We start from the raw sequence: 15,451 nt of genomic DNA, 5'->3' as shown, positions 1-15,451 counted from the left end.
TTGTCGGCATTCTTCTCCTGTAAAAAGGACTTAGGAAATTATGACTATACCGACACAGCTGTTCCTGTGATTGACACTACAGGTATCGGCGGCGATATCAGGGTAATCCGCTATTCGAATCTCCATTTAGATCCGAAAATTACGCTACCCGGGAAAGATACGACAGGGCTGACTTACAAATGGATGATTTACAGGCGGGGAGCAGCAACTACAGGATCTGTGATCATTCCACGGGAGCTCGCTACTACAAGGCTGCTGGACGCGGCCATTGCTGAGACGGTCGGGGACTATTACTTGGAGCTGATTGTTACCGATCCGGCGACTGAGATCAGGAAAAACGTGATTTTTAATGTCGCGGTTTCTTCAGGGATGGACAATGGCTGGATGGTGTTGTATGAGCACAATGGTGGCGCTGATGTCGATTTCCTGATTACACCAAATGCGGTGCCCGGAGCAGAGGTCAGCTGGCTGAAGAACCTCTACTCCTTGTCGACAGGCGACGTGATGCGCGGAACGCCACGTTTCATCCGACAGTCGAGGAGAACGTCTTTTTCGTCACCAGTGATGAACTGGATCACTGTTGGAAGTTCTACAGAGATCCACAGGATGAACGGAAATGACTTCTCGCTGATGCGTGAAAATTCGGCCATGTTCAGACGACCTGAAACGATCAATCCGGAAGCCTTAAATACTTCTGATTTCAGTTTTGCAGAGGTGCTGATTAAAGGAGGACGATTACACTACCATCAGGTGGTCAATGATCTCGATGCTTTATTTGGTGGCTCCATTACCGGCGACTATGAACTTGCTCCTTTTATTGCCAATGCTTCAGGATCAAGCATGATCGTTGCGGCTTACGATCAGAAACATTCCCGGTTCATCCGTCCCTTTAATGGTGCGGCTCTTCCCCTGATGGCACCAGCGTCGGCAGGACAACCATTTGACCTTTCCAATATTGGTAAAGACATGGTATTTATGGATCAGGGCTTCAGCAACTATACGCATGGCTTCTTTAAGGATAAAACAGGAAATGGACGTTATATGTACACGATGAATTTCCTCATTGCCGACAATGGGATGCAGGCGATGGCGGCGTACAACATGAGTAGCCTTCCGGAGATTGCAAATGCGAAATTTTATCAATGCGGTGAGCTGGGCTATGTTGCCTATTATGCTACCGAAGAAAAAATCTATCTGTACGATTACTTCGGAACAAACACGGCGAGTGTTGCCTTTACGGTTCCGGCAGGGGAGAAGATTACGAGCATGAAGATCTATAAACCAAAACCGAATTTTGGACTGACCACTACCGATAACAGGCTGATGTACCTGGCGACCTGGGATGGCTCGACAGGCAGGGTATATGAGTTGGCCATCAATCCGACGAGCGGACAGATTACGCCAACACCACTCTCAAAATTTGAAGGCATGGGTAAGGTGGTAGATATGGCACCGAAGTCAAAAGGTGCTGGCTTATTACAATAAAAAAAGAAAATGTTTATGAAAAAATCAATCATTGCAAGTGCGCTGGCACTTGCAATGTTCTGCAGCTCCGGTGTTGCGCAGGACAAGAACTTTAGCCTCAGCAATAAAGAGCCCCAGGCGGGCGAATCTGTTGGCATCAACTACAATCCCAAAGGCACTGCCCTGGAAGGTAAAAAGAAAGTCACCGTTACGGTATATCAGTTTTGTAACTACCAATGGCAAACGAACGACGTGGTGATGGAGAAAAAAGACAGCCTGTGGACGGCAAGTTACCTGCTGCCTGAAAACGCCAGTTTTGCGGCGTTTAAGTTCAAAAGTGGCAAGGCTGTAGATGTTGGACAATCCATGGCTTACGGCTGGTTATTGTTCGGTAAAGATGGCAAGAACATGCCGGGTGCTTATGCGGGCTGGGCGTTTCTGAGAAATGCTTCTGTTCCGGAGATGTTCCCTGATTTCAGCAAAGATAAGTTCCTGATAGGTGACGATGTGGTCGTCTATTGGATGGAACAGCAATTGCGCAATCAGCCGTACACCAGAAGGGACATCTTTTACCCACACCTGAAAGTGCTTAAGAAAGTAGATGCGGAGAAGGCGAAGAAAGCGGCACTTAGAGATATCGACTACATGAAATCGCTCCCCGATCTGACAGAGAGGGACCTTAAAAATATGCAGCGGGTATATGCGGAGGTTCTGGAGCGCCAGGCATCGGCAGATTCCATGGGCAGGATGATTGCTGCCATCGACTCAGCAGCGATTAAGCGGTTGAACCCGGAGAAGCTGGCTGCTGTAAAGGCATTGGGAGCGGAACGTGATTATAGAAAGCTGTTGCCCATGACGATCAGTTTCCTGGACCGTTTTCCAATGGACAAAGCAGATCGTGCTTTTGACATTGCCAACAGGATTGATTATGTAAAATTTTACAGTAATATTGCCATCGTGGCATCAGTAGAAAAAGACTCTGTAACCTTCAAAAAATATGTAGCACAGGCACCCTTTGGTAGTCTGAGTACCATTTTTTACAAATGTATGAAGGTACCTTATGTGTCGCTCAAGAGTTTTACTGCAGCGGAAGCCTTTGTTTATGCAAAGCCAATGATGGACAGGTTACTGACATTCAATGATGCGAAGCCCGATGGATTCATGGATGTGTATATGGATAATGCGGGAGTATATTCCGATATCCTGATGCACCTGAATAAGGATGAGCAGGCACTCGGTTTTGCAGGCGCGGCGCAGCAGAAATATGAATATGGCAATTCCCCTTTAAATGAAGTGTCTGCGATATTGCTGGAAAGGAACGGGCAGCAGGATAAGCTGAAATTTGTACTGGAAAGCAGCATGAAGAAGAATCAGATGACACCCCTGATGCTGGAGATGCTGAAAAAGAATTACATCAGTCGCAACAAATCTGAAAGCGGGTATGATACTTATTTATCTTCCCTGAAGGATGGAGAACGGAATGCTGAACTGCAAGCAAAGGTGAAAAAGTCGATGATCAAAAAGACTTTGCCTGAGTTCAGTGTGAAGAATAATAAGGGGCAGATGGTGAAACTCAGTGATCAAAAAGGAAAAGTTATTGTTTTGGATTTCTGGGCTTCATGGTGTGCGCCTTGTAAGGCTGCATTTCCCGGGATGAAAATGGCGGTAGAGAAATATAAAAATGATAAAGACGTAGCTTTCTTCTTTGTAGATACGCAGGAGAATAGAAAAGACTACGAAGCCTATGTAAACGGATATCTGAAAGATAACAAATTCGAGGAGTTTGAGGTGTTGTTTGATGCAGATGCCAAAGTATCTAAAAGTTTTGGCGTTGGGCCGATCCCTCATAAAATGGTGATCGACAAAAACGGTGCCTTGCGTTTTTCGGAGGTCGGATACATGGGCAGTCCTTCAGAGCTGGTGGACGAGATCAGCATGATGGTGGAACTGGCACGTAAATCAGACTAGGATGAAGAAAGTTTTCATGGCAGCGCTACTGGTATTTTTGATGCAGGCAGCGGTTGCGCAGGAGTCTGAGGTATCCTTTAAGAATAAGGATGGCAGCATCACATTCGGGGCGACGCTTTCTGTTCCTACGGGATATCGGAGTGGCAATGCCGTCGTGTTGGTTTCTGGTACAGGTAAACAGGACCGCGATGGACTAATGGCTGGACATTTCTGGTTTAAGGTGATTGCTGCTTACCTGAACACTAAGGGACTTGTGGTACTGCGTGTAGACGATAGGGGCGTTGGAAAAACTACGGGTGTATATGAAGATGCGACAACGGCAGATTTTGCCGAGGATGCGCTTACCGCGTTAAATTACTTAAAATCCAGAAAAGACCTGCACCTAAAGAAGACAGGTATGCTCGGGCACAGTGAAGGTGGCGTGGCGATTTCAATCGCTGCTGCACAGTCGTCGGATGTCGCATTTCTGATCAGTCTCGCGGGACTGGCAACTACAGGACTGGAGGCACAAATCCTGCAGAATAAAGACATTGTTGCGGCGGCGCCGATATCTGATTATGATAAAAAACGTTATGATGTGATCAATGAGCTGATGTTTCATACTGCATTTAAATATGCAGATTCTACCAATATGCACGCTAAGCTCAATGAAGTTTACAATGTCTGGAAAGTTAAAGATGACGCTGCTTTTAAGGAACAGAAAATTGCATTCGATCATTTCAGGTTCCCAATTTACAGTTGGTCCCTGACTGCTGAGAAGGCCTGGTACCGATATTTTATCAAGTATGACCCGGCGGACTATCTTCCAAAGGTGAAGGTGCCGATCCTTGCCATCAACGGAAGTAAAGACCTGATGGTAAAAGCCGGGCCAAATCTGGCCAACTGGAAACAGCTGCCTTTGGAGGGTGGGAACAAACAGGTGACCATTAAAGAGTTTCCCGGGTTAAACCATTTGCTACAGCATAGTGAAACAGGGTTGCCGCAGGAGTATGCCGCGATTAAGGAAACTATTGCTCCGGAGGTGCTTGACGAGATTGGCAAGTGGCTGTCTGGCAATAAGCTGTAAAAATAACGCTCAGTATACCAATAAAAGAATCCCCGTGCATTTTAAATGCACGGGGATTCTTTTTGTCGATATTTATTTATCTGATCAGGTGATAGGCTGAGGAAGTGTTTTTCCGAATTATTGCTGATGCTAAGGCATCTGAATGTCCGTTAGTGGTTGTTGGAGATATCGAGCTGGTATCGGTCTAACAATCCGGCAAGGCTCATCGCGGAAAATTTAGCCTTTTTCATCTTGTTGAATTCAGGTTGGATGCTGAAGTTTCTGGCCGTCGTAAAGTCGGCTTTCTCGAGGGTGGTATTGAAGAATGTAGCGGCAGAAAGATCGCAGTTGCTGAAGATGGATTCTGTAAGGTCGGTTTCGGAGAAATCAACTTCTTTCAGTGAGCAATTGTCAAACGTTGTTTTTCTAAGCTTGGTGCCAAAGAAAGTACAATAATCGAGGAAACTATTAATGAAAGTAAATGAGAACAGGAATTTATTACACTTGGTGAAGTCGACGCCAAGTATTTTACAATCCTCAAAGACGACATCCCTCAGGCCTGCACCGTTAAAGATGGTCATGGTGAAATTGCAGTTCTTAAAGCTGCAGTCGATAAAGTCATTATCTGTTAAGTTACTCTTACTGAAGTCGCAGTTGATAAATTCACATTTTTCAAATTCCCGGTTTTGTAAGGTTTTTTCTGCATAGTTCACCTTTTTAAAGGTTTTGTTTTGATGTAGCGTAGGTTCAGAAGGATGGCTCATGTTTGCTGCTTAAGTAGTATAGGTTACTCTATTCGGTAAAGATACCGCAATTACCTAATAGAATTTTGGCAGTGGATTCAGCGAGGTATTCTGGCGCTGGTGCCAGTAAGGATAGATGGTGGGTGTTTCACTGGCAGCATCAAGTTTTTGAAGCTGTTCAGTACTCAGTTTCCAACCTACAGCACCAAGGTTTTGTTTCAGTTGTTCTTCATTTCTGGCACCGATGATGATGCTGGATACTGTGGGCCGTGATAAGAGCCAGTTCAGGGACACCTGAGCAACAGATTTGCCTGTTTCTTCAGCGACCTCGTCCAGTGCATCTGTGATGTTATAGAAAACCTCTTCATTGACCACAGCTTCAGGAACAGGGCTACCTCCCTGAGCCACACGGCTATCCTGGGGCATTGGTTTGTTACGGCCATATTTACCACCAAGGCGACCGGCAGCCAATGGACTCCAGATGAAACTGCCGACGTTCTGGTCTAAACCGAGTGGCATCAGTTCCCATTCATACTCGCGGTTGGCCAGAGAATAATATACCTGGTGTGCCACGTATTTGTTCCATCCATATTTTTCTGATACCGCAAGGGATTTCATAAGGTGCCATCCGGAGAAATTGGAGCAGGCGATGTAGCGTACTTTGCCGCTTTCAATCATATCATCTAGTGTTCTTAATGTCTCCTCAACGGGTGTATTGCCGTCAAAACCATGCATGTGGTAAATGTCAATATAGTCTGTGCCGAGCCTTTTTAAGCTTCCTTCCAGTTGTTTGAGCAGGTGAAAACGTGAGGAACCCTGGTTGTTGGGCCCTTTGCCAAAGGTAAATGTCGCTTTGGTAGAGATGAGCACTTCACTTCTGATGCCTTTTAACGTCTGTCCGAGGATTTCCTCAGACAAACCATCAGAATAGATGTCGGCTGTGTCAAATAGGTTGACACCAGCATCCAGGCAAAGCCTGACCATGCTGCTGGCCTCTTCCACCTGTGTGCTGCCCCAGGCCTTGAAAAAGTCATTTCCGCCGCCGAATGTGGCTGTGCCAAAAGTAAGTTCAGGAACAAAAAGTCCTGATGCGCCTAGTTGTCTGTATTCCATGATCTGAGAATAATGGTGTTATAAAAGTGGTCAGCAGTTTCACACTGTTGACCGTGTTTTTTTTAAATGTACAAAGTTATAGGAACTATAATCCATTTAAATTGTGACACCATAGTTGATCACATCGTTTTTTACATTTTCCTGTTTTTTTACGAACTTCTACTTTAAAAAATTAAAATAGTTTAATGTTTAAACGATTAAATTAATATTTTAGACGACCAAATGATTTGATATGAACGAACAATCAAGAAAAGAACCAGTAGCCATGGTATGTTATGGCGAAGTATTGTGGGACTGTTGGCCTGATGCCATCAAACCCGGAGGAGCGCCGATGAATGTGGCTTATCACCTGCGTAAGTTGGGCGTGGACGCAGCAATGATTTCGCGTGTTGGAAAAGATGAAGATGGTTTAAGGTTAAAACAGTTGCTGTTAGACTGGGGTTTTCCGGTGGAGCATGTAGGTATAGATGACGAACATCCGACCAGCAGAGTAGATCTGAGTGTTGGAGAAGACAATGAGGTGAGTTATGTCATCCATGAAGATGTAGCCTGGGACCATATCCCGCTGACGATTGCCAATACGGAGATGGTAGAAAATGCTGATGTATTGGTGTTTGGCAGCTTGGCAGCCAGGTCGGAAAAGTCGTGGCAAACACTGATGAGCTTGATTGAGGTGGCGAAGTTCCGCGTGATGGACATCAATATCCGGATGCCATTTTTCGCCATCGATAAATTGGAGGAGCTTCTGCATCAGGTGGATTTACTGAAGTTAAATAAAGCAGAGTTAAATCAGGTGGTAGATGCATTGGACGCGGGTGTTCCGGTAGAAGAGGACCTGCGTGTTCAATACCTTCAGCAGCGGTTTAACATTCCGGAGGTGCTGCTGACGAAGGGTAGCAAAGGCGCGATATATTACCGTGGTGCGGAGCGTTATTTTCAGTCGGCATTTGACATCGAGGTGAAGGATACTGTTGGTAGTGGCGACTCTTTCCTTGCTGGTTTTCTGGTCAGGAGGTTCGACGGACTAGAGCACAATCCTCAGGAGGTGATCCGTTTTGCAGCTGCTGTGGGTGCATTTAATACCACACAGGAAGGCGCCTGTCCGGAGTATACAATGCAGGAATTGGAGGCATTTTTCTCCGCGCGTTAGTGCTGCTTTTTGCTGTCTTTTTTGTGGAAGTGTGACGAGCATCAGGGTCAGTTTTTCAGCAAAAGTTCAGTATACTAAATTAATAATTATATATTTGCACGCTCAAAAGGATATCGATTGCCTGATTTTTTCAAGTAGTTAAAATGCTGGTTATGTTTGTATGATTTACGGGCAGCAAGCATCATTTGATAGAAATTCTTTGAGAAATAATTTTCAACTGGACGAAGCCGGACTTTAAAGAAAGGCTTTCTAATTTAAAGACAACCCAAATGCTAAATTTTGTTCTCTTTGGCCCACCGGGTGCAGGCAAAGGCACCCAATCTGAGAAATTAATTGAGAAATATCAATTGATTCATATTTCAACCGGTGACCTTTTCAGGGCACACATTAAAGATCAGTCAGCGTTAGGTCAGAGGGTAAGCGAGTTAATTGCAAACGGAAAGCTTGTTCCTGATGAGATTACGATAGCCATGCTGGAAGAAGAAGTAGATAAAAACCCGGATGCGAAAGGTTTCATCTTTGACGGTTTTCCTCGTACTGTTCCTCAGGCAGAGGCATTAGACAGCTTCCTGGAACGTAAAGGAACTTCCATTGCCGGTGTGATTGCGTTGGATGTAGACCAGGAGGAACTGACCAAGCGGATTGCACAGCGTCAGCTGGAGACAGGCCGCGTGGATGATCAGGCAGATAAGCTGCAGAAACGTATTGAGGAATATTTCAGCAAGACGATTCATGTATTGCCATACTACGAAGGGCAGCAGAAATTGAGTAAGGTGAATGGTATCGGCAAAATTGACGATATTTTTGCTGAGCTTTCTGCGGTAATAGATCAATATTAATATCAAATGATTATAGCCCTGCTGTAAGCAGCAGGGCAAACAAAAGACCGGCTTACAGTCGGCTTTTTTATTTTAAAAACTAGGTTATGTCACAGGGTTCGAATTTTGTAGATTATGTTAAAATATGCTGCCGTTCTGGTAAAGGGGGGGCAGGTTCTGCACACTTACACCGAGACATACGTACTTCAACAGGAGGTCCTGATGGTGGCGATGGAGGACGTGGCGGGCACATTATCCTACGTGGGAATGCCCAGTTCTGGACATTGTTGCACCTGAAGTATCGTAAACACATCATTGCCAAAGATGGAGAGCCTGGATCCAGCGGTACCTCTACCGGTAAACAGGGAAAGGATGAGATCCTGGATGTTCCTTTGGGAACGATCGCAAAAGACGCCGAAACCGGAGAGGTGATCTTTGAGATTACCGAAGACGGGGAGACCCGGGTGCTTACTCCCGGAGGACGTGGTGGTCTTGGTAACTGGCATTTCAAGACACCTACGCTGCAGACCCCGCGTTTTGCGCAACCCGGAGAGCCGGGGAAGGAAGAATGGATGGTGCTGGAGCTGAAGGTGCTGGCGGATGTCGGCCTTGTGGGTTTTCCAAATGCCGGGAAGTCGACTTTACTTTCTGTTCTTTCTGCAGCAAAGCCTGAAATTGCTGATTACCCTTTTACCACACTTGTTCCTAACCTGGGTATTGTTTCTTACCGTGGAGGGAAGTCGTTCGTGATGGCTGATATTCCGGGGATCATTGAAGGTGCATCTAAGGGAAAAGGACTGGGTTATCGTTTCCTGCGACATATCGAGCGCAACTCTGTGTTGTTGTTTATGGTGCCTGCGGATACGCAGCGCAGCATTAAGGAAGAATATGAGATCCTCAAGTCTGAATTGCAGGATTACAATCCGGAGCTGATGCAGAAACCACATATTCTGGCAGTGACCAAATCGGATATGCTGGACGAAGAGCTGACCGAGGAAATGAAAAAGGATCTTCCTGCTGGTATCCCATCGATCTTTATTTCTTCTGTTGCACAGAAGGGGCTTACTGAGCTCAAGGATATGCTTTGGGCAGCTATTAATGTGGAAGCCTAGGGTTTTTTAAGTTCCGATTAGTGCATGGGTATCATAATGTGCCTGAATTGCCGTTTTGAATAGGAGATTAGTGTAAAAACACTATCTTTCAAAAAAATAAAACGGTAAACGCAAAACACATTCAATGAAAAAATACCTTTTAACACTACTATTTATAGGCTTTTACAGTCTTACTTTTGCACAGGAACAGTACTGGCAGCAGTCGGTCAGCTACGATATAGATGTGGCGTTAAACGACAAGACGAATACGCTGAAAGGTGCCGAAAAGGTAGTTTATAAAAATAATTCTCCTACTACGCTGGATTTTATCTGGTTTCACATCTGGCCAAATGCCTACAAGCAGGAGTCTACTGCTTTATTTCAGCAATTAAAAAACGATACAGCGAGGGTTAAAAAGCTGGAGAAGTATACCTTTGGCAGTATTGACGGGTTGAATTTCAAGGTCAACGGCGTTAAGGCTCAAACTGAAGCACATTCAAATCCGCAGTATATTGACATCATCAAGGTAAAACTGAACACACCACTAAAACCGGGTGAGTCGGTTACGATTACGACCGACTTCAATGTGAAGTTACCTTCCTATTTCTCGAGGTCTGGTTTTGCTGACGGCGAGTTTATGGTGTGTCAATGGTATCCTAAGCCTGCGGTCTTTGATAAATCGGGCTGGCATGAATTTCCGTACCTGGACATGGGTGAGTTTTATGCAGATTACGCAGATTTTAAAGTGAACATTACCCTGCCTTCCGATTATATTGTCGGCGCAACAGGTACGTTGCAGAATACAGATGAGCTGGCCGCCTACAAAAGCCTGGGGGCGAAAAACGTAAAAAACAGGACCGGCAAACCCTCCTTATATACCCCTAAAAAAGGAAAAGCGACCAAGACACTTTCTTACGTGATGAACAATGTACCGGATTTCGCCTGGTTTGCGGATAAGAACTTTGTCATCCAATACGATACTGCAAAATTGGCCAGCAAAACAGTAGACGTATTTACCTACTATCATAATAAGGAAAAGTCACTTTGGGTAAACAGTGTTGACTATGCCAAGGACGCAGTAAAGCGGTACAGCGGGTGGATTGGTGAGTATGAATATCCTGTGGTGCAGGTGGTAGAGGGACCGGCGAACAATGCCAGTGGCGGTATGGAATATCCAACGATCACGCTGATTACAAGTCCCGATGCATCGGTTGAAAGGCTGGATGGCGTCATCACGCATGAGGTAGGACACAACTGGTTCATGAGCATGCTGGGCAGTAATGAAAGGATGCACACCTGGCTTGACGAAGGGCTGAATAGCTATTTTCAGTTTCGTTATGAAGCAGAGAAATACAAGAGCAATTCCATCTTTGGAGATGCGATTCCTGAAAATATAAGGGCTTTGCCTGTGCAACAGTTTCAGAATGCATTGTACAATGCGATGCTGAATATTCCGATGCAATCGCCGATAGAGACACCAGCTGCAGATTTTGCAAGTTCCGATGAATATGGATTGATTTCCTATGTAAAAGCAGCACTTTGGCTGCATATTCTGGAGTCGGAAGTCGGCCGTGAGAAGATGGATAAAGCTTTTCAGGATTATTTCAGCAAATGGAAAAATAAACACCCACAGCCTGAGGATCTGAAAGCCGCATTTGAGGCTTCCCTGGGGCTTAATCTAGATGGTTATTTCAATCTGCTAAATAAGCAGGGAGGCTTTGCGGAGTAGTTATTTTCTATTGATAAAGGCGTCTTTCTTCATTGTTTTTGCGGAGAGCCATGCGCTGAGCAGCATGAGTACCGCACCGGCGAGGAAAGGCGCTCCCGAAAATTGAAAGGGTGCTTTGGGGCCGGTGAACCAGGCGAAGAGGTTGGTCATCAGGAGTGGGCCGACAATGGAGGTGGCGCTCATCAGGCTGGTGAGTGCACCCTGTAGCTCCCCCTGTTCATTCTGAGGCACATTTCCGGAGATGATGGCCTGCAATGCAGGGCCTGCGATCCCACCCAGGCAGTACGGGACGAGGATGGCAAACATCATCCAGCTTTTATCGGCAAAAGCAAAGAGCACCAGTCCAAGTGCATACATGGCGAGTCCGATATAAATACTTTTTTCATTTCCCAGTTTTGGATTGATGTAGCGGATGAGTCCTCCCTGCACGATGGCGATCAGGATCCCTACCGTTGCCAGGGAGAATCCGATGAGTACGGTGCTCCATTGGAACCGCTCAATATTGATGAATGTCCAGGTGCTCTGCAGAGCATGTCCGGCAATATAAATAAAGATCATGGCAACAATCAGTCCACCTACACCCTTATATTTTTTGAGCTGCATTAATGAGCCCAGAGGATTGGCCCTGGACCAGTCGAACTCACGCCGGTGTTCTTTGGAAAGCGATTCCGGAAGAACGAAATAACCATAAATTACATTGATCAGGGTCAATACTGCTGCTGCGATGAAAGGGACTTTTGGCCCCCAATTGCCCAGAATACCCCCTAAAGCAGGGCCGATAACAAATCCCAGTCCGAATGCTGCGCCGATGAGGCCGAAATTCTGCGCGCGGTCTTCTTTTGTGCTGATGTCTGCAATGTAGGCTGTTGCGGTGGTGATGCTGGCACCGAAGATGCCGGCGATGATACGGCCCACAAACAACCACCATATCGTGGGGGCGAAGGCCAGAAAAATATAGTCGATTCCAAAACCGAATAGGGAAAGTAGCAATACTGGGCGGCGTCCATACTTGTCGCTAAGGTTGCCAATAACCGGGGCGAATATAAACTGCATTACAGCATAGGCGAAGGTGAGCAGTCCGCTCCACTGCGAAGCCTGGCTGATGGTACCGTGGATCAGGTTTTCTATCAGCTGAGGGAATACGGGGATGATGATGCCGATTCCAATTACATCCAGTAGCAGCGTGATGAAAATGAAACTGAGTGCAGCCTTTTTTGACGAAACCATAATTTGTTGTTGTTGAAATAATCCCACAAGATAAATGTTTTAATCTATACATTTCAGACATTCACCGATGGATTGGTAATTTCGGTATTTTTCAAATTGCGAGGTTTTGTAATTTTATATTTTCTGTTGGCAAAGGTTACCTGTACATTATAGAATATAGGTACTTTTGCCGCGTCAATAGAAATATAAATAAATGAGAATAGCGGTTAATGGATTTGGCAGGATCGGGCGGGTCTTTTTGCGCGCCGCATTGGAGCAAGGTCTTGATGTGGTGGCGATCAATGATTTGGGGGATCCTTCCACAATGGCACATTTATTCAAATATGATACCGTGCACAGGGGGTTTAAAGGCACGGTTGCTGTAGAGGATGGTGTCTTACTGATTGATGGGAAGCGCATTTTGGTGTTTTCAGAATCTAAACCTGAACTACTACCCTGGGCTGAACTGGGCATCGACGTTGTTGTAGAGTCTACAGGGAAGTTTGTGACCAGGAAAGGTGCTGAACTTCACCTTCAGGCCGGCGCCAAACAGGTGTTGATTTCGGCGCCCGCTGCCGACAAAGATATTCCGATGGTAGTGCTGGGTGTGAATGATGATCAGGTCGACCTGCATGCGGCAGTGCTCTCTAATGCTTCATGCACAACAAATAATGTAGCTCCGATGATCAAAATCCTGGAGGAAAAATGGGGAGTGGTGGAAGGATATATCACCACCGTACACTCCATGACTGGTGATCAGAACCTGCATGATGCTCCACACAAAGACCTGCGGAGGGCGAGAGCTGCGTCTGCATCGATCATTCCGACGAGTACAGGCGCTGCAAAGGCCATTACCCATATTTTTCCTCATTTGGATGGCAAGCTAGGCGGCGCGGGTATCCGGGTACCCGTTTTAAATGGGTCGCTGACAGATTTTACCTGTATCCTTAAAAAGCCGGCAACAATTGAAGAGATCAACGCGGCTTTCAAGGAAGCTGCAGAAAATGAGCTCAGCAGGTTGCTTGAATATACAGAAGACCCGATTGTGTCGGTTGACATCCTTGATAATCCGCATTCCTGTATTTTTGATGCAGGACTGACATCTATTGTAGGCGATCTGGTAAAGGTTGTGGGATGGTACGATAATGAGTCGGGGTATTCCCACCGATTGGTGGATCTGTTAAAGAGAATAGGGAATAGTTGATTAATTTTTCATAAAATGACATAAAGGCATAAAAATTGACGTTAAGGGAGCGAAAAGAACATTACAAAACTAACTGTTGAAATAAAGCTCCCGCATTGCATGGTCAATTATATTTTGCTACAAAATACCCTCGCGCTCAGAAGTACCGTATTGAGAAATGGACAACCCCCGGAGACCTGTATTCTTCCTACAGACAGGGAGGTAGGATGTTTTCATCTTGGTTATTTTGTTGATGAACAACTCGTTTCCATAGCCACTTTTTTTCCTGAAGATCATCCTGATTATGGGCCCGGAGGATACCGGCTCCGTGGAATGGCGTCGGACAGTTCCTTTTCCGGAAAAGGATATGGTGCAAGTGTGATAAAATTTGCAATTGATGAGCTGACATCCGTTAATGCTTCTTATATTTGGTGCAACACACGCAGTACTGCGGTGGGTTTTTATACCAGACTGGGTTTCAGTCTAATCTCAGATGTGTTTGAGGTGCCTGGCATAGGTCCTCATTATAATATGCTGAGAAAGATAAACGGGGGGACGCCGGGGGTAACTTTTGATCATAAGTTTCCTGATCAGGGTTGAACAGTATAATTTAGCAACCAGAATACTAAAATTAAATAGAATGAGAACAATAGATCAATGCAATTTCAAAGACAAGAAAGCTTTAATCCGGGTAGATTTTAACGTTCCTTTAGACAAGGAGTTTAACATTACTGATGATAAAAGGATGCGTGCAGCACTTCCTACCATCACCAAAATATTAAATGATGGTGGAGCGGTGATCCTGATGTCTCACCTGGGGCGGCCTAAAGGTGGTCCTGAGGATAAGTATTCCCTGAAACATATCCTTGGTGATCTTTCAAGAATGCTGGATATCGAGGTGAAGTTTGCGGATGATTGCATTGGTGAATCTGCTGTTGAGAAAGCGAAAAATCTGAGTCCCGGACAGGTATTGCTGTTGGAGAACCTTCGTTTCTATAAAGAGGAAGAAAAAGGAGACCGTGATTTTGCAGAGAAGCTGTCGAAGCTCGGTGATGTTTATGTGAATGATGCTTTTGGTACTGCTCACCGTGCACATGCTTCTACGGCGATTGTTGCTGAGTTCTTTCCTAATGATAAATACTTCGGCTACCTGATGGCTGAAGAGTTGAAAAATGCAGAAAAAGTAAACCATGGTGCTGTGAAGCCTTTCACTGCTATTATGGGTGGTGCGAAGGTTTCTGATAAAATTCTTTTGATTGAGAGTCTTCTTGATAAAGTAGATAATCTTATCATTGGCGGTGGTATGGCTTACACCTTTGCAAAGGCGCAGGGTGGTGAGATCGGTACTTCGCTTTTGGAAGAAGATAGAATGGCGCTTTGCCTGGAGCTGCTGGATAAAGCAAAAGCTAAAGGCGTAAACCTTTATCTACCGGTTGATACCGTGATTGCGGATAAATTTGATAATGATGCTGCTCAAAAATCTGTCGATTCAGGAGCTATTCCTGCAGACTGGATGGGGCTTGATATCGGTCCTAAAACTGTAGCGTTGTTTTCAGATGTGATCAAAGGATCAAAAACCTTGTTGTGGAATGGTCCTATGGGTGTTTTTGAGATGGCAAATTTTGAGCATGGTACACGTGCAGTTGCTGATGCGGTGGTAGCTGCGACCAAAGAAAACGGTGCTTTCTCACTGATTGGTGGTGGAGACTCTGCTGCGGCGATTGCCAAGTTCAACCTGGAAGATGAGGTGAGTTATGTTTCTACTGGTGGTGGTGCATTGCTTGAATATATGGAAGGAAAGGAACTGCCTGGTGTTAAGGCGATTAATGAATAATATACTGAGCTGATTTTAAGACAGGCGTTTCGTTTTGGCGAAACGCCTGTTTTTTTTACCACCATATTTTCGGCCTTTTCAGTGCTTTAAAGGACGAAAATTTGTGG

General features: G+C 45.4%; 13 protein-coding genes. 10 read left to right on the top strand and 3 right to left on the bottom strand.

The window, feature by feature from the left end:
* From PBAL39_RS01610 to PBAL39_RS01600, 3 genes are read left to right on the top strand one after another with little or no spacing between them, the layout of a single operon-like run.
* Positions 1-1,485: a PKD-like family lipoprotein gene (locus PBAL39_RS01610; RefSeq protein WP_008237547.1), complete on the top strand. Its 1,485-nt coding sequence runs from the start codon at positions 1-3 to the stop codon at positions 1,483-1,485.
* Positions 1,486-1,500: 15 nt separating this feature from the next.
* A complete protein-coding gene (locus tag PBAL39_RS01605; RefSeq protein WP_039865923.1) occupies positions 1,501-3,432 on the top strand; it encodes a TlpA disulfide reductase family protein in 1,932 nt (643 codons plus the stop codon).
* Position 3,433: 1 nt separating this feature from the next.
* Entirely contained in the window at positions 3,434-4,498 is a 1,065-nt protein-coding gene (locus tag PBAL39_RS01600; protein ID WP_008237542.1) for a S9 family peptidase, read from the top strand.
* Between the two features lie 149 nt (positions 4,499-4,647).
* Here the strand turns inward: PBAL39_RS01600 and PBAL39_RS01595 are convergent, their stop codons facing one another.
* The gene (locus tag PBAL39_RS01595; protein ID WP_008237541.1) at positions 4,648-5,241 is read right to left on the bottom strand and encodes a pentapeptide repeat-containing protein; all 594 of its coding nucleotides are present in this window, start codon (positions 5,239-5,241) and stop codon (positions 4,648-4,650) included.
* Between the two features lie 54 nt (positions 5,242-5,295).
* Positions 5,296-6,333, bottom strand: a complete 1,038-nt coding sequence (locus PBAL39_RS01590) for an aldo/keto reductase (protein WP_008237539.1) — start codon at positions 6,331-6,333, stop codon at positions 5,296-5,298.
* Between the two features lie 232 nt (positions 6,334-6,565).
* Between PBAL39_RS01590 and PBAL39_RS01585 the strand changes: the two genes are divergently transcribed.
* The 4 genes from PBAL39_RS01585 (at position 6,566) to PBAL39_RS01570 (ending at position 11,121) form a co-directional block, all read left to right on the top strand.
* Entirely contained in the window at positions 6,566-7,483 is a 918-nt protein-coding gene (locus PBAL39_RS01585) for a carbohydrate kinase (protein WP_008237537.1), read from the top strand.
* A 269-nt stretch (positions 7,484-7,752) separates the two neighbouring features.
* Positions 7,753-8,322: an adenylate kinase gene (locus PBAL39_RS01580; protein ID WP_008237535.1), complete on the top strand. Its 570-nt coding sequence runs from the start codon at positions 7,753-7,755 to the stop codon at positions 8,320-8,322.
* A gap of 86 nt (positions 8,323-8,408) precedes the next feature.
* Positions 8,409-9,413 carry a GTPase ObgE gene (gene obgE, locus PBAL39_RS01575; RefSeq protein WP_008237532.1) on the top strand — a complete coding sequence of 335 codons (1,005 nt, stop codon included), beginning with the start codon at positions 8,409-8,411 and terminating at the stop codon, positions 9,411-9,413.
* A 124-nt stretch (positions 9,414-9,537) separates the two neighbouring features.
* Positions 9,538-11,121, top strand: coding sequence for a M1 family metallopeptidase (locus PBAL39_RS01570; protein ID WP_008237530.1), 1,584 nt, complete (start codon positions 9,538-9,540; stop codon positions 11,119-11,121).
* Here PBAL39_RS01570 and PBAL39_RS01565 read toward each other — a convergent pair whose 3' ends face one another.
* Positions 11,122-12,348, bottom strand: coding sequence for a tetracycline resistance MFS efflux pump (locus tag PBAL39_RS01565; protein WP_008237529.1), 1,227 nt, complete (start codon positions 12,346-12,348; stop codon positions 11,122-11,124).
* A 193-nt stretch (positions 12,349-12,541) separates the two neighbouring features.
* Between PBAL39_RS01565 and gap the strand changes: the two genes are divergently transcribed.
* The 3 genes from gap to pgk all read left to right on the top strand — a co-directional run bounded on the left by gap (position 12,542) and on the right by pgk (position 15,344).
* Positions 12,542-13,531, top strand: a complete 990-nt coding sequence (gene gap, locus PBAL39_RS01560; RefSeq protein ID WP_008237527.1) for a type I glyceraldehyde-3-phosphate dehydrogenase — start codon at positions 12,542-12,544, stop codon at positions 13,529-13,531.
* 99 nt (positions 13,532-13,630) lie between these two features.
* The gene (locus tag PBAL39_RS01555; RefSeq protein WP_008237525.1) at positions 13,631-14,110 is read left to right on the top strand and encodes a GNAT family N-acetyltransferase; all 480 of its coding nucleotides are present in this window, start codon (positions 13,631-13,633) and stop codon (positions 14,108-14,110) included.
* Between the two features lie 40 nt (positions 14,111-14,150).
* Positions 14,151-15,344 (top strand): phosphoglycerate kinase, encoded by a 1,194-nt coding sequence (pgk, locus tag PBAL39_RS01550; RefSeq protein ID WP_008237523.1) that lies wholly within the window; start codon positions 14,151-14,153, stop codon positions 15,342-15,344.
* Positions 15,345-15,451 lie beyond the last annotated feature (107 nt).

The organism is Pedobacter sp. BAL39 (assembly GCF_000170795.1).
Classification (GTDB): Bacteria; Bacteroidota; Bacteroidia; order Sphingobacteriales; family Sphingobacteriaceae; genus Pedobacter.
Note: the sequence above shows the minus strand (reverse complement) of the source record. Positions and strands in the feature narration are given on the sequence as shown.

Coding starts and splice junctions, on each gene's coding strand:
- PBAL39_RS01605 (WP_039865923.1), top strand. CDS start 1,501: ATGAAAAAATCAATCATTGCAAGTGCGCTGGCACTTGCAATGTTCTGC.
- PBAL39_RS01600 (WP_008237542.1), top strand. CDS start 3,434: ATGAAGAAAGTTTTCATGGCAGCGCTACTGGTATTTTTGATGCAGGCA.
- PBAL39_RS01595 (WP_008237541.1), bottom strand. CDS start 5,241: ATGAGCCATCCTTCTGAACCTACGCTACATCAAAACAAAACCTTTAAA.
- PBAL39_RS01590 (WP_008237539.1), bottom strand. CDS start 6,333: ATGGAATACAGACAACTAGGCGCATCAGGACTTTTTGTTCCTGAACTT.
- PBAL39_RS01585 (WP_008237537.1), top strand. CDS start 6,566: ATGAACGAACAATCAAGAAAAGAACCAGTAGCCATGGTATGTTATGGC.
- PBAL39_RS01580 (WP_008237535.1), top strand. CDS start 7,753: ATGCTAAATTTTGTTCTCTTTGGCCCACCGGGTGCAGGCAAAGGCACC.
- obgE (WP_008237532.1), top strand. CDS start 8,409: ATGTCACAGGGTTCGAATTTTGTAGATTATGTTAAAATATGCTGCCGT.
- PBAL39_RS01570 (WP_008237530.1), top strand. CDS start 9,538: ATGAAAAAATACCTTTTAACACTACTATTTATAGGCTTTTACAGTCTT.
- PBAL39_RS01565 (WP_008237529.1), bottom strand. CDS start 12,348: ATGGTTTCGTCAAAAAAGGCTGCACTCAGTTTCATTTTCATCACGCTG.
- gap (WP_008237527.1), top strand. CDS start 12,542: ATGAGAATAGCGGTTAATGGATTTGGCAGGATCGGGCGGGTCTTTTTG.
- PBAL39_RS01555 (WP_008237525.1), top strand. CDS start 13,631: ATGGTCAATTATATTTTGCTACAAAATACCCTCGCGCTCAGAAGTACC.
- pgk (WP_008237523.1), top strand. CDS start 14,151: ATGAGAACAATAGATCAATGCAATTTCAAAGACAAGAAAGCTTTAATC.